We start from the raw sequence: 25092 nt of genomic DNA, 5'->3' as shown, positions 1-25092 counted from the left end.
GCGGCACCCAAAGGTTGCTCCTACCCCGAAATGGGGTGGAGGCTCAATCGGGAAAGTGCCGCAGGCTCAGCTCTGCAGGCAGCGCAGAACCCAGACATCGTAACGCGGATGATCCAGCGCCGAAAGCGCCGGTGAACTCGCCAGCATCCAGCCGTTGAAGACCGCCTTATCTGCCACCGAGTCGCGGATGGTCAGATGGGCCCAGGCCTCCGAGGTGGAATTGTCCGCCGGAGAGCGGCAGCTGTCGAGCTGAATGGTCAGCCGCCCCCAGACCGCAGCCTGGCCGCGCGACAACTCCACATCCGCCGTCTCGCCCGACATCTTATCAAGCCAGCGCAGCTCCGCTCCACGCCCCTCTGTTACCGCCTGCGCCGCCGCAGGCGTGGCCATCAGCAAAGCCAGAAGGGCCACACGGATCATTCCGCCTCATCCTTTTTGTCGCCGCCCACGAATTTCATCAGCAGCGAAATCAGCCCGACCGCCCCTTGGGTATCCTCAACCTCTGCCCCAGGCGGCAGCACGTCGGGCGAACCGCCAGGCGAGATTTCCACAAAGTTGCCGCCCAGCAGCCCCTCAGAGGAGATCATCACGGTGCTGTCCTCGGGGATCTCCACGCCGTCACGCACGGTAAACCGCGCCTCCGCCATGAAGCTCTGCGGATCGAGCGAAGTCGAGGTCACGGTGCCAACCTTCACACCCGCGATCCGCACATCCGTCCCGGCGCGCACCCCTTCAATCGAGCGAAACTGCGCCCGCAACTCATAAGCGCCACCCGAGGGACCAAGACCGGTCACCTGGGCTGCGTAAATCAGAAACCCGGCTGCGACCGCGAGCACTGCTGCTCCGACCGCGACCTCTGCCTTGCTGCCCTCGCTCATTCGGGCTGCCAGGCCTCATAATCGCGGCGCTGCACAGGGGCCGCACGCATCAGCGAGCCGGCGGGCGCATAGGCCGCAGAGGTGCCCGTCGGGTTCTCCATATGCGGCTTTTCCCAGACCTTATGGGCCAGCGGCGCTTTGGTCGGCGGCTCAGCGAAGGTGTGATGCATCCAGCCATGCCAGTCGGTCGGCACCCGGCTTGCCTGCATCTCACCATTGAAGATGACCCAGCGGCGCTTGCCGTCTTTCGACTGGTAATAGATATTACCCTGCGGATCTTCGCCGACCTTCACCCCGTGACGCCAGGTGTGGAAGCGGGTGTTCAGCGTCTGGCCATTCCACCAGGTCGCGAAACTGAGGAGAAAGTTCTTCATGGCGACTCCACGCGTTCAGTTGGCCCGGTTATAAAAAAACCGCAGCCCGGGGTCCAGAGGGCCTGCGTTTATTCGCCACAGACCGCCGTCACTTCAATCTCGATTTTCATCGCATCCTCCATCAGACGCGCCTCAATCATCGTCGCCGCCGGGCGCGCCTGCGCAAAGGCCACCCTCAACTGCGGCCAGCATTTCGGAAAATCCCGCCGGTCCGGCAAAATATAACGCACCCGCACCACCTGATCGAGCGAGGATCCGGCCTCCTCCAGCACCCGGCCAAGGGTCGCAATCGTATTGGCGCATTGCGCCTCCACCTCTTCCGGCAGGGTCATGGTCGCATAATCATAGCCCGTCGTGCCCGAGACATAGACCATCCCGCCCTGTACCACCGCCCGACTATAGCCGATCTCCGCCTCAAAGACCGAGCCGGACGAAATCCGCCGCACCATCCCACGCCCCCTGACTTTGGCTTTTTCAAAAATACTCTGCGGGGGTCCGGGGGCGCAAAGCCCCCGGGTGCCGGCCACAAAAGCAAAGGGCGGGAGTTTCCTCCCGCCCTCATCCGTCTCAGGCGCTTGCCGCCTGCTTTTTCTTCGCCGCATCGGTATGCACCAGCAGCGGTTTTGACGCGCCGTTCACGACGTCGTCACTGATCACCACTTCCTGCACATCCTCCATGCCCGGCAGCTCAAACATGGTATCCAGCAGGATATCTTCCATGATCGAGCGCAGACCCCGCGCACCGGTTTTGCGCTTGATGGCGCGCTTGGCGACGGCCGACAGCGCATCACCCGTGAAGGTCAGCTTCACATTCTCGATCTCAAAGAGCTTCTGGTACTGCTTGACCAGCGCGTTCTTCGGCTCCGAGAGAATCGTGATCAGCGCGTCTTCATCCAGATCAGCAAGCGTCGCGATCACCGGCAGACGGCCAACGAATTCCGGAATCAGACCGAATTTCAGCAGATCTTCCGGCTCCAGCTCTTTGAAAAGCTCGCCCGTGCCCCGCTCTTCCGGACCCCGCACTGCCGCGCCAAAGCCAATACCCTTCGCGGAACCGCGCTGTGCAATGATCTTTTCCAGACCCGCAAACGCGCCGCCGCAGATGAAAAGGATATTGGTGGTATCGACCTGCAGAAACTCCTGCTGCGGATGCTTGCGCCCGCCCTGCGGCGGCACAGAGGCCACGGTGCCCTCCATGATCTTCAGAAGTGCCTGCTGAACACCCTCGCCCGAAACGTCCCGGGTGATCGAAGGGTTGTCCGACTTGCGGGTGATCTTATCCACCTCATCGATATAAACGATGCCGCGCTGCGCGCGCTCAACGTTATATTCCGAGGCCTGAAGAAGCTTCAGGATGATATTCTCAACATCCTCCCCCACATAGCCCGCTTCCGTCAGCGTGGTCGCATCGGCCATGGTGAAAGGCACATCGAGGATCCGCGCCAGGGTCTGCGCCAGCAGGGTTTTCCCCGTGCCGGTCGGCCCGATCAGCAGGATGTTCGATTTCGCAAGCTCGATGTCACCGGCTTTGCCGCCCGAATGGTTCAGACGTTTGTAGTGGTTATGAACCGCCACCGCGAGGACGCGCTTGGCATGTTCCTGTCCCACCACATAATCATCGAGCACCTTCGCGATCTCGCGCGGCGTCGGCACACCATCTGCAGATTTCAGCCCCGAAGACTTGGTCTCTTCGCGGATGATATCCATGCAAAGCTCAACGCATTCATCGCAGATGAACACCGTCGGCCCGGCGATCAGCTTGCGCACCTCGTGCTGGCTCTTACCGCAGAACGAGCAGTAGAGGGTGTTTTTGCTGTCGCCCGAATTGCTTGCCATGCGTTCCGTTCCTTTGGCCCTGCCGGGCCCTCATAAGCTGCTCCCGCGAGATTACGGGAGCACGGAGTCTCTCTCAACCCCCGAAGGCGTTACTTTGCGTCCGGGTCGGCTTTGCCGCGGGTCTCGACGATTTCGTCGATCAGACCCCAGGCTTTCGCCTCTTCGGCCGACATGAAATTGTCACGCTCAAGACCGGCTTCAATGGTCTCATAGCTGTTGCCGGTGTGTTTGACGTAAATCTCGTTCAGACGGCGCTTCAGCTTTTCGGTCTCGCGGGCGTGGATCATGATATCCGTCGCCTGGCCCTGATAGCCGCCCGAAGGCTGGTGCACCATGACGCGGCTGTTGGGCAGCGAATAGCGCATGCCCGGCTCACCCGCGGTCAGCAGCAGCGAGCCCATCGAGGCCGCCTGGCCGACCACCAGGGTCGAGACCTTCGGTTTGATATACTGCATCGTGTCATAGATCGACAGGCCCGAGGTCACAACACCGCCGGGGCTGTTGATATACATGCTGATTTCTTTGTTCGGGTTTTCCGCTTCCAGAAACAGCAGCTGCGCCACGATCAGCGTCGACATGCCGTCATGCACGGGGCCCGACAGAAAGATGATCCGCTCCTTCAGCAGGCGCGAGAAGATGTCATAGGCCCGCTCGCCACGGCTGGTCTGCTCAACCACCATGGGCACGAGGGTGTTCATGTAGAAGTCTGCCGGATCACGCATCTTTGCCCGCCTCTGATTTCACTGGCTCTGGAACCGCCCTGACAGGGTTATGCCACAGCACTCTTGTCAGAGTCTTAGTATCGCGTCCGCCCCCCCGCAAGGGGCGCAGGGAAATTGCGGCCCCAGACCGCAGGTCCGCCCGCCCCCGCACAGCGCCCCGGCTGAGGCTGCGCCGCAACAGACAGGGGCCATCAGCCATGGCTTCAAACTGCCCTCTTGCAGGCCGTGACGCCCGGGCCTAGCGTCCCCGCTTATGAGCCAGACAGCCCCCCTCACCCCCGCCCCCGATGACCGGCTTGCCCGGAAGAACGTGTTTGTGCTCGTCGCGGCTCAGGCCGTGCTGGGCGCGCAGATGCCGATGATCTTTACGATCGCGGGCCTGGCGGGGCAGTCTCTCGCCTCCAACCCCTGCTGGGCCACGCTGCCGATCTCGGCCACGGTGATCGGCTCGATGCTCTCGGCCACGCCTTTGTCGTCGATGATGCAAAAGCACGGCCGCCGCGCGGGCTTTGTGGCGGGGGCAGTCGGGGGCATGTTCGGGGCGATCCTTGGGGCAATTGCGCTTTATATTCAAAGCTTTCCGCTTTTCGTTCTCGGTGCGCTGTTCACCGGGATCTATATGAGCGCCCAGGGGTTTTACCGCTTCGCCGCCACCGATACAGCTTCTGAGGCTTTCCGCCCCAAGGCGATTTCCTGGGTGATGGCGGGGGGGCTGCTGTCCGCCCTCCTTGGCCCGCAACTGGTCAAACTGACGGCTGAGGCCTTCGTTTTCCCCTTCCTCGGCACCTATCTGGCGGTCATTGGTCTTAACGTTGTCGGCGTGTTCCTGTTCGCCGGGCTGAAGATCCCCAAGCCCCCGGCCCCGGTGCCCGGAGCCTTCCAGGGCCGCAGCCGGATGGAGCTGTTGAAAACCCCCGCCATTGCGGTCTCGGTGATCTGCGCCACGGTCTCTTATGCGCTGATGAACCTCATTATGACCTCCTCGCCGCTGGCGGTGGTGGGCTGCGGCTTTGAGACCTCCGATGCGGCCAATGTGGTCACCGCCCATGTGCTGGCGATGTATGCGCCTTCATTTTTCACCGGCCATATCATCGCGCGCTTCGGGGCCACCAAAGTTGTGGGCATGGGCCTTGTGATCCTCGCCTCCGCCGGTGCCGTCGCCATGAGCGGCGTCGCGCTGGAGAATTTCTTCCTTGCGCTGATCCTTCTCGGGGTCGGCTGGAACTTCGGCTTTGTCGGTGCCACCGCCATGCTGACCGCCCATCACAGCCCCGCCGAGCGCGGCCGGATGCAGGGTCTGAATGATCTGATCGTCTTTGGCGGCGTGACCATGGCCAGCTTTTCCTCGGGCGGTCTGATGAACTGCGCCGGAGGCTCGGTGGAAGAGGGCTGGCAGGCGGTGAATATGGCCATGCTGCCCTTCCTCGTGCTGGCGGGGGCCGCGCTGATCTGGCTGTTGGCGCAGCCCAAAGCCGAGGCGCGCTGATCCGGAAAGCCCCGCCTTATCAGAGGCTTCGAATTTTTCTCCTGGCGCGTTTTTTCCTCTTGCAGAGCGCCACGGCGGGACGTAAACACCCCCTCACAGAGAGCGGGCGTAGCTCAGGGGTAGAGCATAACCTTGCCAAGGTTAGGGTCGGGCGTTCGAATCGCCTCGCCCGCTCCAGTAACAAAAAAGCCATCCTTCGGGATGGCTTTTTTGTTGTTCCAGGCTGTGCACCGGGCAATCTTTACCAATCCGAAATATGGTGCGGCCATACTTCCCTCTCCGCTGTGCAAGAGGAGAAGTCATGGAAGCTGTAATCGCATCTCTGCTCCTTCTGGCTTCACTGGCAATGGCCAGAAGCCGGAAGCCCTGCTGTGATTCTCTCACATCCTCTGTACCTGGGACGTCAGGAAGCTTCATTGAAAGGTTCGGCCCGCATGCCACCCCGGGTGACACAGGACCGGTCGGGGAAATAATCCCGAATGCAGCCCCGCCCTGAGAGGGCCGTTCAGATCAGCCGGGCGATGGCAGAGGTTCGCAACGCTGTGATCCCCCTCTGCTTCTCGGCTCAGCGTTTCAGCGGGCATCCTCCAGGATCATCTTCGCCGCTTTCTCCGCGATCATCAGCGTGGGCGAATTGGTATTGCCTGAAGTGATGACCGGCATCACTGACGCATCAGCGATCCGCAGACGGCCCAGAGCCTTCATCCGCAGACGCGGATCCACCACCGCGCCGTCATCTGCGCCCATGCGGCAGGTGCCGACAGGGTGGAAAATGGTGGTGCCGATATCGCGGGCGGCGCGCCGCAGATCTTCATCTGTGCTGTAGGACGGACCTGGCTTGAACTCTTCCGGGCTGTAACGCGCGAAGGCGGGCTGCGCCGCAATCTCGCGCGTGCGCCGGATGGAGCGGGCGGCGACCTCCAGATCGCCCTCAGTCGAGAGGTAGTTCGGCCGGATCGAAGGGCCTTCGCGGAAGTCGCCGGATTTAATGTGAATGCTGCCCCGGCTTTCGGGGCGCAGATTGCAGACGCTGGCGGTAATGGCGGGAAAGCTGTGCACCGGATCGCCGAATTTATCGAGGCTGACCGGCTGCACATGCCACTCCAGATCCGGGGTCGCCTTTTCCGGACCCGAAGCTGAGAAAATCCCCAGCTGGCTGGGGGCCATCGACATCGGGCCGGAGCGGTTGAAGAGATATTCCGCTCCGATCATCGCCTTACCGAACAGGCTTGAGGCCCTTTCATTCAGGGTGCGCACGCCCTTTACCTTATAAATCAGCCGAAGCTGGAGGTGATCCTGCAGATTTTCCCCGACCCCCGCGACCTCTGCGACCTGGCTGACCCCGGCTGCAGACAGCACCTCCCCGCGCCCGACGCCCGACAGCTCCAGCAGCTGCGGCGTGCCGACCGCGCCCGCACAAAGCACCGTTTCACGCCGCGCCCGGGCCGACATCTCCTGCCCGTTCACGCTCCAGCGCACGCCCTGAACCTCACCGCCCTCAATCATCAGCCGCCCGGCCTGAGCGCCGGTGATCACCTTCAGATTGGGCCGCCCCATAACCGGATGCAGGAAGGCCTTCGAGGCATTCCAGCGGATCCCGCGCCGCTGGTTCACCTCAAAGTAGCCCGCGCCCTCATTGGTGCCTTTATTAAAATCATCGGTTGCCGGGATCCCCGCCTGCAGCGCCGCATCGCGGAAGGCATCCAGAACCGGCCAGTGCAGCCGCGCCTTTTCCACCCGCCACTCACCACCCGCGCCATGCAGATCAGAGCCGCCCCTGTAGTGGTCCTCCATGCCCGTAAAGAGCGGCAGAACATCCTCCCAGCCCCAGCCGGTGCAGCCCATCTGCGCCCAGGTGTCATAATCCTGCGCCTGACCGCGCATATAGATCATGCCATTGATCGAGGAGCAGCCCCCCAGCACCTTGCCGCGCGGATAGATCAGGCTGCGCCCGTTCAGCCCCGCTTCGGCTTCGGTCCGGAAGCGCCAGTCCGTGCGGGGATTGTCGATGCAGTAAAGATAGCCGACCGGGATATGGATCCAATGGTAATTGTCCTTCCCCCCGGCCTCCAGCAGCAGCACCCGGTTGCGCGGATCGGCGGAGAGGCGGTTGGCCATGACGCAGCCCGCGCTGCCGGCACCGACGATGATATAGTCGAAGTCTTCCATGGCTGCCCCCCAAGGCGCTGTGCAGATCCGTTCAGAACCCGCCGCGCGGCCCGCTCTCCCCCGGCCGCAACAGCGCCGGAGTTTCCGGCAGGTCAGCCATTTGCACAAGGGGGCAAGGCGTGAAACTCTGCGCACAGCAACTGAACGAAAATGAACAGAGATGGATCACTTCAACTGGGACGACCTGCGGTTCTTTCTGGCGCTGGCCCGCGACGGGCAGCTCAGTGGCGCGGCGCGGGCGCTTGGCACCTCGCATGTCACCGTTGCGCGGCGGATTGAGCGGCTGGAGGAGGGTCTGGGCCAGCGGCTCTTTGAGCGCTCGGCGCGGGGCTATGGGCTGACCCCGGCGGGGCGGCGGCTGATCGCCCAGGCCGAAAAGATGGAAGAGGCCTCGGCCCTTGTCAGCCCCGATGAGGCCCGCGACCCCGGCCTCTCGGGCGTGCTGCGCATGGCGGTGCCCGAGGGGTTTGGCGCGTTTTTCAGTGACCGTCTGCTGGGGCGGTTTCTGACGCGCTTTCCGGGACTGACGCTGGATCTGATTACGCTGACCCAGGTGCTGTCGCTTTCGCGGCGGGAGGCGGATGTGACCGTGACCCTTGATCCGGTGCAGCGCGGCGGCTGGCAGTCGGAGAAGCTTTGCGACTATGCGCTGTCGCTTTATGGCGCGCCCGCGCTTCTGGACGAGAAGGGCCTGCCGGAGCGCGCGGCCGACCTCAGCGCGCTGCCCTTTGTGGGCTATATTGAGGAGATGCTGATCACCCCGGCGCTGGATTATCTCGATGAGCTGCGCCCCGGCCTGCGCCCGGTCTTTCGAAGCGCCAGCATTTTCAATCAGGCGGTGGCGGCGCAGCGCGGCCTCGGCCTGGCGGTGCTGCCCTGCTATGTGGCGCGCACCACGCCGGGGCTGGTGCCGGTGCTCAGCGATCAGATCCGGCTGCGGCGCAGCTATTGGCTGACCGCGCACCGCGATCATATTGGCACGCGGCGGCTGCGGCTGGTGCGAAGCTGGCTGATGAGCGAACTGGCCGCCCATCAGCCGGAGCTGTTGTAAACCTTAGTCTTTGCGCCCGCCCCGCGGACGCGGCGGGGCTTCGGCCTTTTTCACCTCGACCTCCAGACGGTCGGCAAAGGCGCGGCGGCGGCTGTCGTCCATGGCAATGACGTGATCGCGGATCAGCTCATTGCCAAGCGACATCCGCTCCATGGCGCGGGCGGTGATGCGGTCGGTGATGGCGGCAAAGGCTGCGGCCTCAAAGGGCGTGGCGCGCAGCGCGTCGAGAAGCGCGCGGCGGTCGGCCATTTCGGCCTGGCGCAGCCCGCGGAAATCCATCCCCCGCGCGTCAAAGGCCTGGCGCAGCGCACGATGATCCTCGCGCTCCAGCCCGGCGGCCCATTGGCCAAAGCCCAGACGACGCTCAGCCTGGGGCGGCTCGGGCGGCGGGCCGGAGTGGCGCATCCAGGTCCCCAGACCCAGCCCCGCCACCAGCACATTCGCAGCCAGCGAGAGTGTCAGGATCCAGGTCCGCGCCCGGGCTTTGCGGGCCGGAGGGGTTACCAAAGGCTCAGTCATTGCTTTCGTCCGTCCCCAGATCCATGCCCAGCTCCTGCGCCCAGATATCGAGCCCATCGGGCAGAAGTTCAATCGTCTCAATCAGTTCGGCGTCGATATTTCCGGCAACCCCAAGGCTTACGGGCTGCACCAGCCCCATCCAGACCCCGGCCACGGCGGCCAGTGCAATCCCCGCCAGCTGCCCGGCGTAAAGACTGCCGCCGAAAAGCCCGCGCAGAACACCCGCAATCGTGCCGCGCCGCGCGGGGGTGCGCGGGGGCAGAGCCGCCACCGCGGGCTGCATCTCAGCGGCGAGTTGCAACACCCGGTCGCTCAGCGCCTCCGGCACCGGCTGAGGTTCTGCCCGGGCAGCCGCAAAGAAGGCATCGAGGAATGCATCATCATCGTGATCTCTCAGCGATTTATCAGCGGTCATCTTCATACCCCAACTCCTGCTTCTGCCCTGCGAGAAGGGCGCTTAAGGCGCGTTTGCCACGCGCCGTCAGACTTTCCACGGCCTCAACCCCGATCTCCATCACCTCCGAGATCTCAGGATTGCTTAAGCCCTCAAGGTGGCGCAGCACCACCGCCTGGCGCTGCCGCTCGGGCAGCTTTTGCAAGGCGGCCTCCAGGGCTGCGGCACGATTGGCCTGAACCATCTGCTGCAGCGCCGTGGGCGCGTCATCTTCCGGCTCGGGCGCATCTTCCAGCGCCACCCCACCGCGCCTGCGCCGCAGACGGTCGGTGCACAGATTGGCCGTCACCCGCCAGAGCCAGGTCGAGACCTGCGCCTCTCCGGCCCGCCACTCGGGCGCAATCCGCCAGAGCCGCACCATGGCCTCCTGAGCCACATCCTGCGCCTCATCGCCATCGCCCAGCATCCGCCGCCCATAGGCCAGAACCCGCGGCAGAAAGCGCCGCGACAGCTCCCGCGCCGCCTGATCGTCGCCATTGGCATAGAGACGCAGCAGCGCCTCCTCAGAGGCCGGGCCGAGATCAGAATCCAACGCCATTTTCCTTGACCACACCCCCACACAGACCGAAGGCCCTGCCCCCGGCGAAGGTCAGACCTTCGCCGGGGAAACTGTCAGTTTGCGGCGGGTTTGTCAGCCCCTGCTTCAGGGGCAGCCCCGGGGCGCGGGCCACGGGGGCCGCGGTCGCCATCAGGACCGTGGTGGCCGTGGTGGGTTTTGGCACCATGGCGCGGGCCGCGCTCCATCATCCTTTTCGCGGCCTCAAGCTCTTCGGCGCTCAGCACGCCGTCTTTGTCGGTATCGAGGCGGTCAAAGAGACTGGCGTGGAAATCGCCCCCCATTGGGCCCATGCGCTTGCCCTGCGGGCCATGGCCTTTACCGCCTTTCGGACCCGGACGACCCTCAGGGCCTGCCATCATGGCCTCTGCCGCCGAGATTTTGCCGTCGCCGTCGGCGTCGAGACGCTGGAAGCGGCGCTCTGCCATGGCTTCGGCGCGTTTGGTGGCGCGGGCCACGGCATCAGCCTTCATCTCTTCCAGGGTGACAAAGCCATCCTGATCGGGATCCATGGCCTTCAGCCGCTCAAGACGGGGGGCGTCATATTCGGCGCGGGTGATGCGGCCATCGCCATCGGTGTCGAGCTGCATCAGCGGGGCCGGGCGTTTCGCCGGTGCCGCGCCTGCATCCTGTGCGCTGACCGCGCCGGTTGCAAGCACGAGGGCCAGAACCGAAGCGAGAGCCGGTGCCACCGGGCGAAGGGTCTTGCTGATCATTTCCGTCTCCTTTTCCTCCGGGCTCAGTGCCCGTCGATACAAGTCAAACGGCGGGGCGCGGAGTTTCCGTCGCCAGGGGGATCGAAAAATTTCGCAAAGGTCTTTCACAGCCCTGTGAGGTGCAGGAATGGCGCAAAGCGCAAATGCCCGGAAAACAGGCTATTGCGGCACCTTGCCGCAGTCTGGCACAAGCGAAGTGCGCTATGCCTTCGGGCGACCCATATACGTTCAGGATCTGAGGGAAGGGCACTACCATGAGCCAGGCAATCACCGCTACGCTTGCAGACGATCGTCCGATGTGGCCGGCAATGAAAAAGGGCTATCTGCGCCGCTGCCCTCATTGTGGCGAGGGATCGCTGTTTGACGGCTATCTGAAAGTGAATGCCGGCTGCGCGGAATGCGGCGAAGAGTTTCATCACCACCGCGCCGATGACGGCCCGGCCTATCTGACCATCGTGCTGGTCGGCAAAATCCTCGGGCCGCTGCTTTATGTGGCGTTTACGAAGTTTCGTCCTGACCCGCTGATGCTTTCGCTGATCTTCTCGGTGGCGGCGATTGCGATGTCGCTTTATTTTCTGCCCCGTCTGAAAGGCGCGCTGATTGGTATTCAGTGGTCGCGCCGTATGCATGGCTTTGGCCGCGTGACGGCAGGCTGACGCGCGATCAGGGGGGGGAGAGGAAGAGCATGTCTGAGGATAAAAGCCGCCTGCGCGATGCCGCAACGATCATCCTGGCGCGCGAGGGCCGCGAAGGGCCGGAAGTGCTGATGGGCCAGCGCGGTGCGGCTGCGGCCTTTATGCCCAATAAATTCGTCTTCCCCGGCGGCGCGGTGGACCGCGAAGATGGCGCTGTGCCGCTTGCCCGCCCGCTCAATCCGCGCTGCGAGGCGCTGCTCTCGGCCTGGCCGCAGGAGACCGTCCTGCCCGGCCTGACGGCCTCGACCCTCGCCGTCACCGCAGTGCGCGAATTGTGGGAGGAGACCGGCCTTACCCTTGCGCAGCCCGGGGTCTGGCCCGTCAGCGCGGCGAAAGACTGGGAAAAGCTGGCCGCCCGGAATTTGCTGCCGGATGCAGCGGGGCTGGAGTTCGTCTTTCGCGCCATCACGCCGCCCGGGCGTCCGCGCCGCTTTGATGCGCGGTTTTTCCTCGCCGATGCGACGGCGGTGACGGGCGATACGGATGACTTCTCCGACGCCCAGGATGAGCTGTCACATCTGCAGTGGATCCCGCTGCGCCGGGTGCGCGCCTTTGATCTGCCCTTCATCACCGAAGTGGTGCTGGCCGAGATCGGCCATCACTTTGACGGCCGCAGCCGCGATGAAGGCGTGCCGTTTTTCGACAACTCCGGCCCGAAGCCGCAGTTTCGCCGCATCACCTGAGCGGCAGCCACTCTGTCAGCCCACCGATGTCGCGCAGCACGACATCGGCCACCGGGGCCAGATCGCGCTCGGTGGCGATGCCGGTCAGAACGGCCACCGCCGTCATCCCCGCAGCTTCCGCCGCATGCAGATCATGGGTGCTGTCGCCGATCATCGCGACCTCTTCGGGCACCAGTCCCGTCACCCGACAAAAGGCTTTCAGCTGACCCGCCGCGGGTTTGGCGCCAAAGCCGGAATCGCACCCCGCCACAAAGTCGAAATATTCGGCAATGCCGCTGCGGCTCAGATGCGCCCGCGCCGGGGCTTCGGCATCATTGGTCGCGAGCCCAAGGACATAACCCTTGGCGATCAACCCCTCCAGCAGCGGCTTCAGCGGCACCACCTCTGAGAGCGGCACATCTTCCGCCAGACGGTTCATCAGATCCACCAGAGGGGCCAGGTCCTGCCCCGGCAGGAAGGGCAGCAGAAGTGCCGCCACCTCTGCGGGGGTTCCGGCGATCACAGGGCTCAGGGGGCGGAAATCGAGTTCCTGCAGACAAAAGCCAATGGCCCCGGCCATAGCCTGCTGGCGGGGCGTATCACCTGGTGCCAGATGCTCCAGCAGTTGCGCCGCCCAGGCCGCCCAGGTGCGGCGGAAGTCGAAAAGCGTGCCGTCTTTGTCGAAAAGAAGGCCCCGGATCGGCAATACCGTCAGATCTGTCAGGTCCAATGCGGGGTCTCCCCGCCCGGCAGAGCCTGGCGCGCCTGACCGGGCGAAGTGGGCGCCACGCCCGCCGCTTCTGCAAAGCGCAGCACGCGGTCATCTTCCATCAGAATGAAGTCCAGAACGGCGCCCAGAAAATGCGCATTGCCCGCCTGCTCGCGCAGATCATCGCGGCTGGCCCCGGTGGCGTTCATGAATTGCCCAAACAGATCATCCTGCCCCGCGATCCAGCCAAGCGCCTGAAGCGCAAGCGTTTCCGCCATATCCCGTTTCATCTCAAACCCCTGCCGCCGCGCTCTCTCGCGCGTCCGGCAGGGCCGGCGCTCCGGGTCTGCGCAACGAATTGTTAACCAATGGTCTGCAAGGTGACGCAAAGGCGGAGCCAAGGCAAGGCTCCGGGGTCTCAGGCGGAGGAAAGGAACCCGGATGCTGCGCCGCATACTCATTATTGACGAGGCAGCGACACGCCGGGTCGGGCTGCAGGCAAGGCTGCGCGCCGCCTGCTATGATCTGCGCGCCGCCTGCGGTCTGCGTGAGGGGCTGGCGCAGCTGCGCGATCATTCGCCCGATCTGATGCTGCTCAGCGGCTCGATCCCGGGCTTTGGCGGCGCTTCGGCCTGTGAGCTGCTGCGCAGGCGTTCCGGGCTGCCCGGACTGCCGGTTCTGACGCTGCTGCGCAGCGCAGATGGCCCGGCGCGTCTTACCGCGCTGATGGCGGGGGCCAGCGATGTGCTGTCAGCTGAAGCGCCCTCAGCGCTGTTGATGGCGCAGATCCGCAGCCTTCTGCGCCAGAGCGGCCCCCTGCTGCGCGACCCCCTCAGCCTTTCCGAAGAGATGATCGACGGCTTCCGCGAACCCTCACCCGCCCCGCTTCTGCCCGCTCAGATCGCGGTGGTCGCGCCAAACCCCCTGGCAGAGCGGCTGAGCGGGCGCCTGACCCCGCTGATCGCCCCGCACCGGCTGGTGCCCGTCTCCCCCGCCGCCGTGCTGGAGCTGGGCGATGCAGACACCGACGCCATCCTGCTTTGCCCCGACACCGCGCCCTGTGGTCAGGGCCTGGATCTGCTGGCCGAACTTCTGGCACGGCGGCTGCCCTCCGGCGCCCCCGTGATCTGGGCCAGTCCGCCCGAAGGGGAGGCTGCGGCCGCCGCAGCCCTTGATCTGGGCGCAGACGGCGTGCTGCCCGCCGGTTTTACCCCGCCTGAGGCGGCCCTGCGCCTGCGCCGCCTGCTTCAGCGCCGTCAAAGCGCCAATGCCCGCCTGCGCCTGCTGCATGACGGCCTGCGCCTCGCGCTGACCGATCCGCTGACCGGCCTCAGCAACCGCCGACACGCGCTGCCCGCCCTGTCGCGGATGCTGGAGGAGGCCGCGGCCTCCGGCGAGACCTGCGCGGTGATGCTGCTTGATCTCGACCACTTCAAGGCGGTCAATGACACCTTCGGCCATGCGGCGGGGGATGATGTGCTGACGGAAGTTGCGCGACGTCTGCGCAGCGACCTTCCCCCCGGCGATCTGGTCGCACGCTATGGCGGCGAAGAATTTCTCATCGCAGCAAGGCTTTGCAACGGCCGCGATGCGCTGGCGCTGGCCGATCGTCTGCGGCGCAACCTGACGCTGAGCCCGTTTTTATTACCCGCAGAGCGCCGGTCGCTGCCCGTCACCGCCTCCATCGGCCTTGCCCTGAGCGGCGGCGCTGCCTGCCAGGCGGGAGAGATGCTCAGACGCGCCGATGAGGCGTTGCTGATCGCCAAGCGTCAGGGCCGCGATCAGGTCTGCCTTGCCCGGCAGATTGCAGCCTGACCTGAAGAGACGGTGGCGCCCCTGCGCCCTCTGAACCGAACCGAACCGGAAGATGTGGAGATGAACTTCGGGGGATCTGCCGCGCATCCTCACTCAATCCCTGTGCAGCTCTACAGCCACCGGCCCGGCAAAACTGCGCGATTTTGGCAGCCCTCAGGTGATGGCGCGAAGAGCCTTGCCGATATCCGGACGCCTGGGGGCGATTGCTCTGACGGAACTGAAACGGGGATCTTCCGACACCGCGCTGAAGCGAAGATGAAGGGCATCAGGCGTCCCCGGCATCGCCGCACAGCCAGAACGCCCGACAGGCAGGCGGCTGAAGTGCAAATCTGTGCCGCCATCCTGAATCGCTTCACAGCTTCCGGACCCGGGATCACCGAGGCTGTTGCATGAAACCCAAGGAATAAGGGGCAGAATACCAGACAGCTTATTTGCGTAACAAAGCCGCAGGTCAGGGGCTATGGGGCGTTGCACTCTGGCGTGAGGCTGCGAAAGCTGTGGACAGCTGCAGGACCCTCACCGGCGTGGTCAGGCGCTGCGCTGCAAAAAAACGCCCCGCCGATTTTGGCGGGGCGTTTTTCGTGACCGGAAAAACGGCGCTCAGCCGGCGTGGATGCTCGGAGCGTCCAGCGCGCCGAAGCCGTAGTGGCGCAGCCAGCGCAGGTCACTCTCAAAGAAGGCACGCAGATCGGGAATGCCGTATTTCAGCATGGCCATGCGGTCGATGCCCATCCCGAAGGCAAAGCCCTGCCATTCGTTCGGGTCAATGCCACCGGCCTGCAGCACTTTGGGATGCATCATGCCCGAGCCGAGAACCTCCAGCCAGCCATCACCCTCGCCGACTTTCAGCTGACCGCCGACCCAGGAGCATTGGATGTCGACCTCCGCCGAAGGCTCGGTGAAGGGGAAATGCGAGGCGCGGAAACGGGTCTTCACCTTGGTGCCGAAATAGGCCGAGAAGAACTCCTCCAGCACCCATTTCAGATTCGCCATCGAGATGTCCCGGTCGATCGCCATGCCCTCGATCTGGTGGAACATCGGCGTATGGGTCTGGTCCATATCCATGCGGTAAACCCGGCCCGGCGCGATCACGCGGATCGGCGCGCCCTGATCCAGCATGGCGCGGATCTGCACCGGCGAGGTATGGGTGCGCAGCACATGCGGCGGGCGGGCATCGCCCTCGGCGCGGTGCATAAAGAAAGTGTCATGCTCCTGACGCGCGGGATGCTCAGGCGCGATGTTCAGCGCATCGAAGTTATACCAGTCGGTCTCAATCTGCGGACCTTCGGCGACGCGGAAACCCATATCGGCGAAGATGGCCGAGCATTCTTCCATCACCTGGCTGACCGGGTGAATGGTGCCCATGCGGCGCGGACGACCCGGCAGGGTCACATCCAGCCATTCGGCCTTCAGACGCTCATCGAGAGCCGCATCGGCGAAAGCCGCTTTGCGCGCGCGCAGCAGAGCGTCGATTTCGTCTTTCAGCTCATTGAGCGATTTGCCGGTGGTCTGGCGCTCTTCGGCGCTCATTTTGCCCAGTTCGCGCATCAGAAGGGCCACTTCGCCCTTTTTGCCCAGGGCGGCCAGGCGCAGCTCTTCCAGCGCAGCCTCATCAGCGGCCGCACGGATACCCTCCAGATAACGGGCGCGCAGCGTATCAAGCGGGATCATCGGAACCTCTCCAGAAGTGTCGGCTCGTGCTAGCGCCGGGGGCGCGGTTTGTCCAGAACCGCGGGGCTGCTTCACAGCGCCCCGGGGCGGGGCGCGACGATAATCCGCGATTTTTGCAGAACCGTCGCATTGTCACTGCTCTGTTACAAACATGCAGCAGAAGCGTCACAGAACCGCATTAGGACAGCCCGTGAGAGGCCAAGACCCGGCCCGGACCCTGAAGGAGCGATCCATGTCTTTTCTGAAGATCTCCGTTTCTGCTTTAGCGATTTCCACAGTGGCGGCTTCTGCTGCTTTTGCACGTGACAACATTCAGGCTGCAGGCTCCTCGACGGTGCTGCCCTATGCCACCATCGTTGCCGAAGCCTTTGGCGAAAACTTTGACTTCGCAACCCCGGTCGTCGAATCGGGCGGCACCGGCGGCGGCATCAAGCGCTTTTGTGAAGGCACCGGCCCGACCACCGCCGATATCGCCAATGCCTCGCGCCCGATCCGCGACAAAGAGCTTGCTGACTGCGCCGCCAATGGCGTGACGGATGTCATGGAAGTCCGCATCGGCTATGACGGCATCGTCTTTGCCTCGGATATCAATGGCGCGGAATTCGCCTTCACGCCGTCGCAGTGGTTCAATGCCCTGGCCGCCGAAGTCGTCGTCGACGGCAAGCTGGTCCCGAACACCCGCAAGTCCTGGAAAGAGGTTGACGCAAGCCTGCCCGACCAGCCGATCCTGGCCTTCGTTCCGGGCACCAAACACGGCACCCGCGAAGTCTTTGAGGAAAAAGTGCTGCACGCAGGCTGCAAGGCCACCGGCGCGGAAGATCTCTTCAAAGCCGCCAAGGGCGACGCGAAAGCCTGCACCCTGCTGCGCACCGACGGCGTTTCGGTTGATATCGACGGCGATTACACCGAGACCCTGGCCCGCGTGGCGGCCAATAAAAACGGCATCGGCATCTTCGGTCTGTCCTTCTATGAGAACAACACCGACAAGCTGCGCGTGGCCACCATCGACGGCGTGATGCCCTCGACCGAGACCATCGCGACCGGCACCTATCCGGTGTCACGTCCGCTCTACTTCTACGTCAAGAAAGCGCATATCGGCGTGATCCCGGGCCTGCAGGAATTCGTGGAATTCTTCGTCTCGGACGATATGGCCGGCCCGGAAGGCCCGCTGGCACAATACGGCCTCGTCTCGGATCCCGAGCTGGCCGCGACCCAGGCTGCTGTGGCCGCTCAGGACGTTCTGAAAAAGTAATCTGTCCCGCGGGCAGCGCGAAGGCTCGCGCTGCCCGCCTTTCGCGCGGAGAGACATGATGTCCCCTGGCCTTCTGATCCTCATCATTCTTTGCACCGGGATCGCCGGGCTGGTGCTGGGCCGCCGTCGGGCGCTGCTCCGCTCTGAAAGCTCGGGGCAACGTCTGCACTCGCTGCCCATGGCCTATGGTCAGTCGGTTTTCCTTTTCGCCACCGTGCCTGCGCTTTTGCTGGTTGCAGTCTGGCTCCTGCTGCAGCCGGTTTTCCTTGAAGGCCGCGCTGCGGGCATGATCCCCACCTCGGATATTCCGGCCGGATCGGGGATCGCACTGCTGCTTGATGAAGCGCGGCGGATCGCAAACGGTCTGCCGGCGACCGCGGCCACCCTGCCCTCTGTCATCGCCGCCGCGCAGGCCCTGAACGAAGGATATGAAAGCGCGCGCCTGAGCCTGAGCATCGCAGCCCTTGCGCTCGCCCTTGGGGGGGCGATCTGGGCGTTTTTGCGCATCAAGCCCGAGGCCCGCGCCCGCAATCTGGTCGAGCAGTTCATTCTGGCAATGCTGATGGGCGCCTCGCTGATTGCCATTCTGACCACCTTTGCCATCGTCGCCTCGCTGATCTTTGAGACGGTGCATTTCTTCCAGGTCTATGAGGCGCGGGACTTCTTCCTCAGCCTGACCTGGTCGCCGCGCTTTGGCGGTGGCTCGCAACTCGGCCTCTGGCCGCTGTTGTGGGGCACGCTTTACATCTCCTTCATCGCGCTTTTGTTCGCGGTGCCGGTGGGGCTGATGGCGGCGATTTATCTCTCGGAATATGCCGGGCCGCGGATGCGCGCGGTGGCAAAGCCGCTGATTGAGATCCTGGCCGGTATTCCGACCATCGTTTACGGGCTTTTCGCGCTGATCACCGTGGGCCCCCTGCTGCGCGATTATCTGGCGCAGCCCATGGGCCTGGGCGACAGCTCCTCCTCGGTGCTGACGGCGGGTCTGGTCATGGGCATCATGCTGATCCCCTTTGTCTCTTCGCTCTCGGATGACATCATCAACGCGGTGCCGCAGTCTTTGCGCGACGGCTCTTATGGCCTTGGCGCCACGCGCAGTGAGACCATCCGTCAGGTGGTTCTGCCCGCAGCCCTCCCCGGCGTGGTCGGCGCGGTGCTGCTGGCCGCCAGCCGCGCGATTGGGGAGACGATGATCGTGGTGATGGGCGCAGGCGCTGCGGCGAAACTTGACCTCAACCCCTTTGAGGCCATGACCACCATCACCGTGAAAATCGTCAGCCAGCTGACCGGCGACACCGAATTTGCCAGCCCCGAGACTCTGGTGGCCTTTGCACTTGGCCTGACGCTTTTCATCTTCACCCTTGGGTTGAACATCCTGGCGCTGGTGATCGTGCGCAAATACCGGGAGCAATACGAATGAGCACCCCGTCTTCACTCTATGTCGCAGATCCGCGCAGCAAAGCCCGCCGTCGCTCGGAAAGCCGCTTTCGTCTGATGGGGCTGGGCGCCGTGGGGCTCGCGGTGGCGGCCCTGGTTTTCCTGCTGTCCTCGGTGCTGGGCAATGGCCTTGGTGCTTTCCGTCAGGGCGTCATCACGCTGGATATGACGCTTGATGCGGCGATCATCGCCCCCAAAGGCACCGATCCGGAGGCCCTGCAAAAGGTCACCACCATCGCTTATAAGCGCCTTCTCGACCGCGAGCTTGCGCAGGATCTGGCGGCAAAGGGCCTCAGCACCGAAGGTCTGAGCGACAAAGCCATCGCGGGTCTGCTGTCGCAGGAAGCCCCGGCGGTGCTGCGCCGCATGGTGCTGGCGGATCCCGCGCTCATCGGGCAACCGATCCGCTTTGAGGCTCTCGCCAATGGTCGTGTCGACGGCTTCCTGAAGGGCCGCGTGACGATGGAAAGCGCAAAGCTCGACAGTAATATCAGCCCCGAGCAGCTGACCCTGGCGACCGTCATGCGCGACGCGGGCATGCTGAACCTCAGCTTCAACCCTTCGTTCCTGACGGCACCCGATGCCTCTGAGCTGCGCCCCGAAGCTGCGGGCCTGGGCGTGGCGATCCTCGGCTCGGCCTATATGATGCTGATTGTGCTGTGCATTTCAGTGCCGCTGGGGGTCGCTGCCTCGATCTATCTTGAGGAATTTGCCCCGCAGAACCGGCTGACCGATCTGATTGAGGTGAATATCTCGAACCTCGCGGCGGTGCCCTCGATCGTCTTCGGGATCCTGGGGCTTGCGATCTTCATCAATTTCGCGGGCCTGCCGCAGTCTGCGCCGATCGTGGGCGGACTGGTGCTGACGCTGATGACGCTGCCGACCATCATCATCTCAACCCGCGCGGCGCTGAAGGCGGTGCCGCCCTCAATCCGTGATGCGGCGCTTGGGGTCGGGGCCTCAAAAATGCAGGCGATCTTCCACCATGTGCTGCCGCTGGCGATGCCGGGGATCCTGACTGGAACCATCATTGGTCTCGCCCAGGCCCTGGGGGAGACCGCACCGCTGCTGCTGATCGGGATGGTTGCCTTTGTGCGCGATTATCCCGCCGCCCCGCCGGAGGGCTTCTTTGATCCCGCCTCTGCCCTGCCGGTTCAGGTTTATAACTGGACCACCCGGGCAGATCCCGCCTTTATGGAACGCGCATCCGGAGCCATCATTGTCCTGCTGCTGTTCCTGATCGTGATGAATGCCATCGCCATTCTGCTGCGTCGCCGCTTTGAGCGTCGCTGGTAAGGAGCCGCCCCGTGAAAGACATGCGAATTGCGGAGAGAACCGTGGACAGCCAGACCTCAAAAATGATCGCCCGGGGCGTGCAGGTTCACTACGGAACCACCCATGCGCTGAAGGATGTTGATGTCGACATTCTCGACAAAACGGTCACCGCCTTCATCGGCCCCTCGGGCTGCGGGAAATCGACCTTTCTGCGCTGCCTGAACCGGATGAATGACACCGTGGCCTCGGCCCGGGTGACCGGCCGGATTGAGCTGGACGGCGAAGACATCTACGACCGCCGCGTCGATCCGGTGCAGCTGCGCGCGCGGGTCGGGATGGTGTTCCAAAAGCCAAACCCTTTCCCGAAGTCGATCTATGACAATGTGGCCTATGGCCCGCGCATCCACGGCCTTGCGCGCGGCAAAGCTGAACTCGATGAGATCGTTGAGAAAAGCCTGCGCAAAGCGGCGATCTGGAACGAGGTCAAGGACCGTCTGAACGCGCCGGGCACCGGGCTTTCAGGCGGGCAGCAGCAGCGCCTTTGCATCGCGCGCGCCATTGCCACCTCACCGGAAGTGCTTTTGATGGATGAGCCCTGCTCGGCGCTTGATCCCATTGCCACCGCCCAGGTCGAAGAGCTGATCGATGAGCTGCGCGGGCAGTTCTCGGTGGTGATCGTCACCCATTCCATGCAGCAGGCCGCCCGCGTCAGCCAGCGCACCGCCTTTTTTCACCTTGGCAACCTGGTGGAATATGGTGAGACCGGACAGATCTTTACCAATCCGACCGATCCGCGCACCGAATCCTATATCACCGGCCGCATCGGCTGATGTCTGAGGGAGACGACATGACCCGCCAACCGCATATTTCCTCGGCTTTTGACCGCGATCTTGAGGCCATTCAGGCGCTTATCATGAAGATGGGCGGGCTGGTTGAGAATGCGATCCTCGACTGTACCCGCGCGCTTGAAACCCGCGACGAAGACCTCGCGCGCGAAGTCATCAAGACCGACAAAGCCATCGACGGCCTTGAGCAGCAGATCAACGAAGAGGCCGCCCGCCTCATCGCGCTGCGTGCCCCCGCCGCCAAAGACCTGCGCACCGCGCTGACCGTTCTGAAAATCTCGGGCTCGCTGGAGCGGATGGGCGATTACGCGAAAAACATCGCCAAACGCTCAACCGTGCTGTCGCAGGCGGCCCCGGTGGGTGACACCGCAGGCACCGCGCGGCGCATGGCGCGTCAGGTGCAGCAGATGCTTTCGGATGCGCTCGATGCCTATATCCGCCAGGATGTGGCGCTGGCCGAAGACGTGCGCAACCGCGACCGCGATGTCGATCAGGTCTATAACGCGCTTTTCCGGGTGCTGTTGACCCATATGCTGGAGGCGCCCTCCAGCATCACCAATGCGATGCATCTGCATTTCATCGCCAAAAACCTCGAGCGCATGGGCGATCACGCCACCGGCATTGCCGAGCAGGTGATCTATCTTGCCACCGGGCAACTGCCGGATGAGGCGCGGCTGAAGGCGGATAAAACCGCCTATGTCACCTCTCCCGCAGATCAGAGCTGAAGGACGGCCGGATGAATACCCAACGAAAGCCCGTCGTGCTGCTGGTTGAGGATGAAAGCGCGCAGCGCGAAGTCCTGCATTACAACCTGACCGCTGAGGGCTTCCACGTTGTTGAGGCGCTCAACGGCGATGAGGCGCTGCTGAAGGTCGAAGAAGAGGTCCCCGATCTGATCCTTCTCGACTGGATGCTGCCCAATGTCTCCGGCATCGAAGTCTGCCGGCGGATCAAATCGCGCCCCGAAACCCGCTCGATCCCGATCATCATGCTTTCAGCCCGCTCTGAGGAGCTCGACCGCGTGCGCGGGCTGGAGACCGGGGCGGATGACTATGTGGTCAAACCCTATTCGGTGGCCGAACTGATGGCACGGCTGCGCACGCAACTGCGCCGCGTGCGCCCGGCGGCTGCCGGAGAGCGGCTGGTGTTTCAGGATATCCTTCTGGATCCCGAAGAGCACCGCGTCTGGCGCAATGGCCAGGCCCTCTCGCTTGGCCCGACCGAGTTCCGCCTTCTGGTGACCTTTATGGAGCGTCCGGGGCGGGTGCTGTCGCGCGAGCAGCTGCTCGACCGGGTCTGGGGGCGCGACATCTATGTCGACACCCGCACCGTCGATGTGCATGTCGGGCGTCTGCGGCGCAACCTGATGAAGGACGGCGGCGAAGATCCGATCCGCACCGTGCGCGGGGCCGGATACGCGCTCGGCTGAAAAATGCCGGCCCGCCGCGCTGTCGGCGGGTTCTCCGGCGGGCCGTTGTAACACCCCCGACCATGGTCTAAGGTCGTGAAAAAGCAGGGCAGAGGCAGGCCGGACGGGACCATATGACCGCGTTGAAAAAATACGCCCGTCTGGAAACAACGGGCCTGTGGCGCCCCGTTCCCGGAGAGCAGCGCCGTGAGGTCGTGGTCTCTTTCGGTGAGGCCTCGCTGGTTTTATCGGATATCTCCACCGGGCTGGCGCTGACGCATTGGTCGCTGGCCGCGCTGCAGCGGCGCAACCCGGGCGATAAGGCGGCGATCTATTCGCCGGGTCCTGAAGAAGATGCCGAACTGATTGAGATCTCAGAGCCCGAGATGATCGAGGCCATTGAGACCGTTCGCACCGCCATCACCCGCCGCAGGCCGCGCCGTGGCCGGCTTCGCTTTATCACCACCGGGGTTCTGGCAGCGACGGTCCTGCTGGCCGGGGTGTTCTGGCTGCCCGATGCGCTGATCTCTCACACCACCCGCGTGGTGCCTTTTGTCAAACGCCAGCAGATCGGGACTTCGCTTCTCAAAGAGATGACCCGTTTCACCGGCGCGCCCTGTGCCTCGCGTGAAGGGCTGGCGGCGCTGGATCGGCTGACGACGCGGCTCTTTGGCTCGGGCACGGTACAGGTGGTGATCCTGCGCGAAGGCCTGACCGAGGGCGGCAGCGCCAATCTTCCGGGCCGTTTCCTGCTGGTCGATCACCGCCTGATTGAAAATTACGACACCCCGGAGGTTCTGGCGGGCCATCTTCTGGCCGAAAAGCTGCGCACCGATCAGGCCGATCCGATGGTGCGGGTGCTGAAGGACAGCGGGATGACCCCCACTCTCACGCTGCTTGCGACGGGCGATCTGCCCGCAGGCACCCTGCGCAAACAGGCAGCAGAACAACTGCAGGCCAGCCCGGTTGCCCTGAGCGACGAGGACCTTCTGGCCGAGTTTACCCGCGCCCAGGTCTCGATCACCGCCTATGCGCTGTCGCTGGATCCGACCGCCACGACCACGCGCGGGCTGATTGAGAAGGACCCGGTTCCGCCCGCCCGCGCCCGCGTTCTGATGCCCGATGCGGAATGGCTGGCCCTGCAAAACGTCTGCAGCCGCTGAGACCTGAGCCTGCAGCTGCCGATCGGCTGCTGCAGGCTCAGGTCTCAGACAAAAGCCGCCCCGGGGGGCGGCTTTTTGCTGTGATGTCAGGGGGATCAGCGGCGCAGAACGGCATCGCCATAGCCTGCCGCGCGCAGCGCGTTCAGCGCCTGCGCGGCCTCCTGCGGTGAGGCGAAGGGACCTGCGCTGACGACCTGAACGGGTTTACCGCGCAGGGTGGTGCGACCGACCTGAACCGGCAGTCCCATGCCCTGCAGCCGCGCAACCGCACGTCCGGCATTCTCCCGCTGCGCGAAGCTGCCGATCTGCACAAAGCGACCGCCTGCCGCTGCGGCCACCGGCACAGTCGCCGGGGTGCCACGACTGCTTACACGGCTCTGCGCGGGCTGCGCGAACTCCGCGCTGCGCAGCTCCTGCGGGGTTTGCTCTGTCCAGACCCGGGCCATGGCCGCATTCCCCTCGGCCGAGCGCGGACCACGATTCGGGTTCAGCCGGTCATCGCTCCAGGCCGATTTATAGCCGGGCGGCGGCGTCATCAGATCGGCGCGCTGCGGGTAAGAAACGCGGTATCCCGTGCCCCCCACCAGCGGCGGATCGACATAGCCACGCCCCGCCGCAGCGGGAGCCACCGCGCGCGGCTGCACAGGCGCGGGCTGCACCGCAACGCCGGGTGCGCCGGTGGGGCGCACACCCTGCAGACTATGGGGCTTGTTTGAGCACAGCAGCGTTTTGCGCCCGTCCTGCAGCTCATACCAGACGGCATGCGGGGTCTGCGCCGGGCAGCCCACACGGCGGTCCACCATGGTCGGATGCCCGCCGATGGTTGCCGGAGGCTGGCTGCGCTGCGCCAGCCGGACGGGGGCCGGCGCCGGGGCGGGCGCAACCGCGCGGGGGGCCGCAGGGGCAGCCGCCAGCGGGCGCGGTGCGCCATAGGTAACCGGCGGAGGAACATAATCCGCCGCCGGGATCTGCTGGCGGGACGGGGCCGTGCGCGGGGCCCGGACGGCAGCAGGGGCGGCAGCCACAGCGGCCACAGGCGGGGCGGCAGGGATCACGGCCGGTGCCACTGCGGGCGCGGGGGCGTTCAGCGCAGCGCGAGCCTGAGCCATTTCCGTCAGGCTCGGCGTCTGGCCGCAGATGGCGCGGCGCGCGCGGTCGATCCGGGCGACCCAGTTGACCTGGCCGCCATGGCCTGCGCGGACGTAAACGCAGCCGCGGCTGTCGACATATTGCTGGCCGGCATAGCCTGCGGGCGGCGCTTCGGCGGGAGGACGACTCTGCGCGGCGGCAGCACCCGCAGTCAGCATGGCCGCGGCAATTGCGGCCGGAAGCGATTTAATAAACATAGACTACCCCCTGGTGTCAGGGGGCAATCATGGCTTTATTCGGGCAGTGAGTA

Annotated in this window: 27 protein-coding genes and 1 tRNA gene; 13 read left to right on the top strand and 15 right to left on the bottom strand. The window is 64.4% G+C overall.

Going from position 1 to position 25092, the window contains the following annotated elements; translation table 11 throughout:
• Nucleotides 1-66 precede the first annotated feature (66 nt).
• The 6 genes from EG244_RS04965 to EG244_RS04940 form a co-directional block, all read right to left on the bottom strand.
• A complete protein-coding gene (locus tag EG244_RS04965) occupies nucleotides 67-420 on the bottom strand; it encodes a DUF2155 domain-containing protein (protein WP_199737788.1) in 354 nt (117 codons plus the stop codon).
• Nucleotides 417-878 carry an outer membrane lipid asymmetry maintenance protein MlaD gene (gene mlaD / locus EG244_RS04960; protein ID WP_124963901.1) on the bottom strand — a complete coding sequence of 154 codons (462 nt, stop codon included), beginning with the start codon at nucleotides 876-878 and terminating at the stop codon, nucleotides 417-419. Before mlaD ends, EG244_RS04965 begins: the two co-directional genes overlap by 4 nt.
• The gene (locus tag EG244_RS04955; RefSeq protein WP_124963900.1) at nucleotides 875-1252 is read right to left on the bottom strand and encodes an NADH:ubiquinone oxidoreductase subunit NDUFA12; all 378 of its coding nucleotides are present in this window, start codon (nucleotides 1250-1252) and stop codon (nucleotides 875-877) included. The genes mlaD and EG244_RS04955 overlap by 4 nt, the downstream gene beginning before the upstream one ends.
• 68 nt (nucleotides 1253-1320) lie before the next feature.
• The gene (locus EG244_RS04950; RefSeq protein ID WP_407644032.1) at nucleotides 1321-1698 is read right to left on the bottom strand and encodes a RidA family protein; all 378 of its coding nucleotides are present in this window, start codon (nucleotides 1696-1698) and stop codon (nucleotides 1321-1323) included.
• A gap of 121 nt (nucleotides 1699-1819) precedes the next feature.
• Nucleotides 1820-3088, bottom strand: coding sequence for an ATP-dependent Clp protease ATP-binding subunit ClpX (gene clpX / locus EG244_RS04945; RefSeq protein WP_124963898.1), 1269 nt, complete (start codon nucleotides 3086-3088; stop codon nucleotides 1820-1822).
• 89 nt (nucleotides 3089-3177) lie between these two features.
• Nucleotides 3178-3810, bottom strand: a complete 633-nt coding sequence (locus EG244_RS04940) for an ATP-dependent Clp protease proteolytic subunit (protein WP_124963897.1) — start codon at nucleotides 3808-3810, stop codon at nucleotides 3178-3180.
• A 253-nt stretch (nucleotides 3811-4063) separates the two neighbouring features.
• On the opposite strand from EG244_RS04940, the gene EG244_RS04935 reads away from it, so the two are divergent.
• Nucleotides 4064-5296: an MFS transporter gene (locus EG244_RS04935; RefSeq protein WP_124963896.1), complete on the top strand. Its 1233-nt coding sequence runs from the start codon at nucleotides 4064-4066 to the stop codon at nucleotides 5294-5296.
• Between the two features lie 102 nt (nucleotides 5297-5398).
• Nucleotides 5399-5473, top strand: a tRNA-Gly gene (locus tag EG244_RS04930).
• Between the two features lie 396 nt (nucleotides 5474-5869).
• On the opposite strand, the gene EG244_RS04925 is transcribed toward EG244_RS04930, so the two are convergent.
• Complete coding sequence (locus EG244_RS04925) at nucleotides 5870-7465, bottom strand: GMC family oxidoreductase (RefSeq protein WP_124963895.1); 1596 nt, start codon at nucleotides 7463-7465, stop codon at nucleotides 5870-5872.
• 160 nt (nucleotides 7466-7625) lie between these two features.
• Here EG244_RS04925 and EG244_RS04920 point away from each other — a divergent pair, with 160 nt between their 5' ends.
• Nucleotides 7626-8516 (top strand): LysR family transcriptional regulator, encoded by an 891-nt coding sequence (locus EG244_RS04920; RefSeq protein WP_124963894.1) that lies wholly within the window; start codon nucleotides 7626-7628, stop codon nucleotides 8514-8516.
• A gap of 3 nt (nucleotides 8517-8519) precedes the next feature.
• Here the strand turns inward: EG244_RS04920 and EG244_RS04915 are convergent, their stop codons facing one another.
• From EG244_RS04915 to EG244_RS04900, 4 genes are all read right to left on the bottom strand, one after another.
• Nucleotides 8520-9035: a periplasmic heavy metal sensor gene (locus EG244_RS04915; protein WP_158617238.1), complete on the bottom strand. Its 516-nt coding sequence runs from the start codon at nucleotides 9033-9035 to the stop codon at nucleotides 8520-8522.
• Nucleotides 9028-9456, bottom strand: coding sequence for a dihydroorotate dehydrogenase (locus tag EG244_RS04910; protein ID WP_124963892.1), 429 nt, complete (start codon nucleotides 9454-9456; stop codon nucleotides 9028-9030). The genes EG244_RS04915 and EG244_RS04910 overlap by 8 nt, the downstream gene beginning before the upstream one ends.
• Complete coding sequence (locus EG244_RS04905; protein ID WP_124963891.1) at nucleotides 9440-10027, bottom strand: RNA polymerase sigma factor; 588 nt, start codon at nucleotides 10025-10027, stop codon at nucleotides 9440-9442. The genes EG244_RS04910 and EG244_RS04905 overlap by 17 nt, the downstream gene beginning before the upstream one ends.
• A gap of 74 nt (nucleotides 10028-10101) precedes the next feature.
• Nucleotides 10102-10761 (bottom strand): EF-hand domain-containing protein, encoded by a 660-nt coding sequence (locus EG244_RS04900; RefSeq protein WP_124963890.1) that lies wholly within the window; start codon nucleotides 10759-10761, stop codon nucleotides 10102-10104.
• A gap of 254 nt (nucleotides 10762-11015) precedes the next feature.
• Between EG244_RS04900 and EG244_RS04895 the strand changes: the two genes are divergently transcribed.
• Nucleotides 11016-11417, top strand: a complete 402-nt coding sequence (locus EG244_RS04895; protein WP_124963889.1) for a DUF983 domain-containing protein — start codon at nucleotides 11016-11018, stop codon at nucleotides 11415-11417.
• Between the two features lie 29 nt (nucleotides 11418-11446).
• Nucleotides 11447-12139 (top strand): NUDIX hydrolase, encoded by a 693-nt coding sequence (locus EG244_RS04890; RefSeq protein ID WP_124963888.1) that lies wholly within the window; start codon nucleotides 11447-11449, stop codon nucleotides 12137-12139.
• On the opposite strand, the gene EG244_RS04885 is transcribed toward EG244_RS04890, so the two are convergent.
• Together EG244_RS04885 and EG244_RS04880 are read right to left on the bottom strand one after the other, a co-directional pair.
• Entirely contained in the window at nucleotides 12132-12848 is a 717-nt protein-coding gene (locus EG244_RS04885) for an HAD family hydrolase (RefSeq protein WP_233588913.1), read from the bottom strand. The genes EG244_RS04890 and EG244_RS04885 overlap by 8 nt on opposite strands.
• A complete protein-coding gene (locus EG244_RS04880; RefSeq protein ID WP_124963887.1) occupies nucleotides 12839-13117 on the bottom strand; it encodes a DUF3572 domain-containing protein in 279 nt (92 codons plus the stop codon). The genes EG244_RS04885 and EG244_RS04880 overlap by 10 nt, the downstream gene beginning before the upstream one ends.
• 151 nt (nucleotides 13118-13268) lie before the next feature.
• Between EG244_RS04880 and EG244_RS04875 the strand changes: the two genes are divergently transcribed.
• On the top strand, nucleotides 13269-14642 hold the full coding sequence (locus EG244_RS04875; RefSeq protein ID WP_124963886.1) for a GGDEF domain-containing response regulator: 1374 nt from the start codon (nucleotides 13269-13271) through the stop codon (nucleotides 14640-14642).
• Between the two features lie 600 nt (nucleotides 14643-15242).
• Here EG244_RS04875 and pheS read toward each other — a convergent pair.
• Nucleotides 15243-16313: a phenylalanine--tRNA ligase subunit alpha gene (gene pheS, locus EG244_RS04870; RefSeq protein WP_124963885.1), complete on the bottom strand. Its 1071-nt coding sequence runs from the start codon at nucleotides 16311-16313 to the stop codon at nucleotides 15243-15245.
• Nucleotides 16314-16545: 232 nt separating this feature from the next.
• Here pheS and EG244_RS04865 point away from each other — a divergent pair, with 232 nt between their 5' ends.
• The 7 genes from EG244_RS04865 to EG244_RS04835 all read left to right on the top strand — a co-directional run bounded on the left by EG244_RS04865 (nucleotide 16546) and on the right by EG244_RS04835 (nucleotide 23693).
• Nucleotides 16546-17565 carry a substrate-binding domain-containing protein gene (locus EG244_RS04865; protein WP_124963884.1) on the top strand — a complete coding sequence of 340 codons (1020 nt, stop codon included), beginning with the start codon at nucleotides 16546-16548 and terminating at the stop codon, nucleotides 17563-17565.
• Between the two features lie 58 nt (nucleotides 17566-17623).
• Nucleotides 17624-18985 (top strand): phosphate ABC transporter permease subunit PstC, encoded by a 1362-nt coding sequence (gene pstC, locus EG244_RS04860; RefSeq protein WP_124963883.1) that lies wholly within the window; start codon nucleotides 17624-17626, stop codon nucleotides 18983-18985.
• Entirely contained in the window at nucleotides 18982-20298 is a 1317-nt protein-coding gene (pstA, locus tag EG244_RS04855) for a phosphate ABC transporter permease PstA (RefSeq protein ID WP_124963882.1), read from the top strand. The genes pstC and pstA overlap by 4 nt, the downstream gene beginning before the upstream one ends.
• Before the next feature lie 20 nt (nucleotides 20299-20318).
• Nucleotides 20319-21107 carry a phosphate ABC transporter ATP-binding protein PstB gene (gene pstB / locus EG244_RS04850; RefSeq protein WP_199737794.1) on the top strand — a complete coding sequence of 263 codons (789 nt, stop codon included), beginning with the start codon at nucleotides 20319-20321 and terminating at the stop codon, nucleotides 21105-21107.
• A gap of 17 nt (nucleotides 21108-21124) precedes the next feature.
• Nucleotides 21125-21847 (top strand): phosphate signaling complex protein PhoU, encoded by a 723-nt coding sequence (phoU, locus tag EG244_RS04845; protein WP_124963880.1) that lies wholly within the window; start codon nucleotides 21125-21127, stop codon nucleotides 21845-21847.
• A gap of 11 nt (nucleotides 21848-21858) precedes the next feature.
• The gene (gene phoB / locus EG244_RS04840; protein WP_124963879.1) at nucleotides 21859-22551 is read left to right on the top strand and encodes a phosphate regulon transcriptional regulator PhoB; all 693 of its coding nucleotides are present in this window, start codon (nucleotides 21859-21861) and stop codon (nucleotides 22549-22551) included.
• 113 nt (nucleotides 22552-22664) lie between these two features.
• On the top strand, nucleotides 22665-23693 hold the full coding sequence (locus EG244_RS04835) for a hypothetical protein (protein WP_124963878.1): 1029 nt from the start codon (nucleotides 22665-22667) through the stop codon (nucleotides 23691-23693).
• A 95-nt stretch (nucleotides 23694-23788) separates the two neighbouring features.
• Here the strand turns inward: EG244_RS04835 and EG244_RS04830 are convergent, their stop codons facing one another.
• On the bottom strand, nucleotides 23789-25039 hold the full coding sequence (locus EG244_RS04830; protein WP_124963877.1) for an SPOR domain-containing protein: 1251 nt from the start codon (nucleotides 25037-25039) through the stop codon (nucleotides 23789-23791).
• Nucleotides 25040-25092: the final 53 nt, after the last annotated feature.

It is taken from the genome of Falsigemmobacter faecalis (assembly GCF_003863335.1).
GTDB classification, from domain to species: Bacteria; Pseudomonadota; Alphaproteobacteria; order Rhodobacterales; family Rhodobacteraceae; genus Wagnerdoeblera; species Wagnerdoeblera faecalis.
This window is presented reverse-complemented; position numbering and strand designations above follow the sequence as displayed.

Coding starts and splice junctions, on each gene's coding strand:
- EG244_RS04965 (WP_199737788.1), bottom strand. CDS start 420: ATGATCCGTGTGGCCCTTCTGGCTTTGCTGATGGCCACGCCTGCGGCG.
- mlaD (WP_124963901.1), bottom strand. CDS start 878: ATGAGCGAGGGCAGCAAGGCAGAGGTCGCGGTCGGAGCAGCAGTGCTC.
- EG244_RS04955 (WP_124963900.1), bottom strand. CDS start 1,252: ATGAAGAACTTTCTCCTCAGTTTCGCGACCTGGTGGAATGGCCAGACG.
- clpX (WP_124963898.1), bottom strand. CDS start 3,088: ATGGCAAGCAATTCGGGCGACAGCAAAAACACCCTCTACTGCTCGTTC.
- EG244_RS04940 (WP_124963897.1), bottom strand. CDS start 3,810: ATGCGTGATCCGGCAGACTTCTACATGAACACCCTCGTGCCCATGGTG.
- EG244_RS04935 (WP_124963896.1), top strand. CDS start 4,064: ATGAGCCAGACAGCCCCCCTCACCCCCGCCCCCGATGACCGGCTTGCC.
- EG244_RS04925 (WP_124963895.1), bottom strand. CDS start 7,465: ATGGAAGACTTCGACTATATCATCGTCGGTGCCGGCAGCGCGGGCTGC.
- EG244_RS04920 (WP_124963894.1), top strand. CDS start 7,626: ATGGATCACTTCAACTGGGACGACCTGCGGTTCTTTCTGGCGCTGGCC.
- EG244_RS04915 (WP_158617238.1), bottom strand. CDS start 9,035: ATGACTGAGCCTTTGGTAACCCCTCCGGCCCGCAAAGCCCGGGCGCGG.
- EG244_RS04910 (WP_124963892.1), bottom strand. CDS start 9,456: ATGAAGATGACCGCTGATAAATCGCTGAGAGATCACGATGATGATGCA.
- EG244_RS04905 (WP_124963891.1), bottom strand. CDS start 10,027: ATGGCGTTGGATTCTGATCTCGGCCCGGCCTCTGAGGAGGCGCTGCTG.
- EG244_RS04900 (WP_124963890.1), bottom strand. CDS start 10,761: ATGATCAGCAAGACCCTTCGCCCGGTGGCACCGGCTCTCGCTTCGGTT.
- EG244_RS04895 (WP_124963889.1), top strand. CDS start 11,016: ATGAGCCAGGCAATCACCGCTACGCTTGCAGACGATCGTCCGATGTGG.
- EG244_RS04890 (WP_124963888.1), top strand. CDS start 11,447: ATGTCTGAGGATAAAAGCCGCCTGCGCGATGCCGCAACGATCATCCTG.
- EG244_RS04880 (WP_124963887.1), bottom strand. CDS start 13,117: ATGAAACGGGATATGGCGGAAACGCTTGCGCTTCAGGCGCTTGGCTGG.
- EG244_RS04875 (WP_124963886.1), top strand. CDS start 13,269: ATGCTGCGCCGCATACTCATTATTGACGAGGCAGCGACACGCCGGGTC.
- pheS (WP_124963885.1), bottom strand. CDS start 16,313: ATGATCCCGCTTGATACGCTGCGCGCCCGTTATCTGGAGGGTATCCGT.
- EG244_RS04865 (WP_124963884.1), top strand. CDS start 16,546: ATGTCTTTTCTGAAGATCTCCGTTTCTGCTTTAGCGATTTCCACAGTG.
- pstC (WP_124963883.1), top strand. CDS start 17,624: ATGTCCCCTGGCCTTCTGATCCTCATCATTCTTTGCACCGGGATCGCC.
- pstA (WP_124963882.1), top strand. CDS start 18,982: ATGAGCACCCCGTCTTCACTCTATGTCGCAGATCCGCGCAGCAAAGCC.
- pstB (WP_199737794.1), top strand. CDS start 20,319: ATGCGAATTGCGGAGAGAACCGTGGACAGCCAGACCTCAAAAATGATC.
- phoU (WP_124963880.1), top strand. CDS start 21,125: ATGACCCGCCAACCGCATATTTCCTCGGCTTTTGACCGCGATCTTGAG.
- phoB (WP_124963879.1), top strand. CDS start 21,859: ATGAATACCCAACGAAAGCCCGTCGTGCTGCTGGTTGAGGATGAAAGC.
- EG244_RS04835 (WP_124963878.1), top strand. CDS start 22,665: ATGACCGCGTTGAAAAAATACGCCCGTCTGGAAACAACGGGCCTGTGG.
- EG244_RS04830 (WP_124963877.1), bottom strand. CDS start 25,039: ATGTTTATTAAATCGCTTCCGGCCGCAATTGCCGCGGCCATGCTGACT.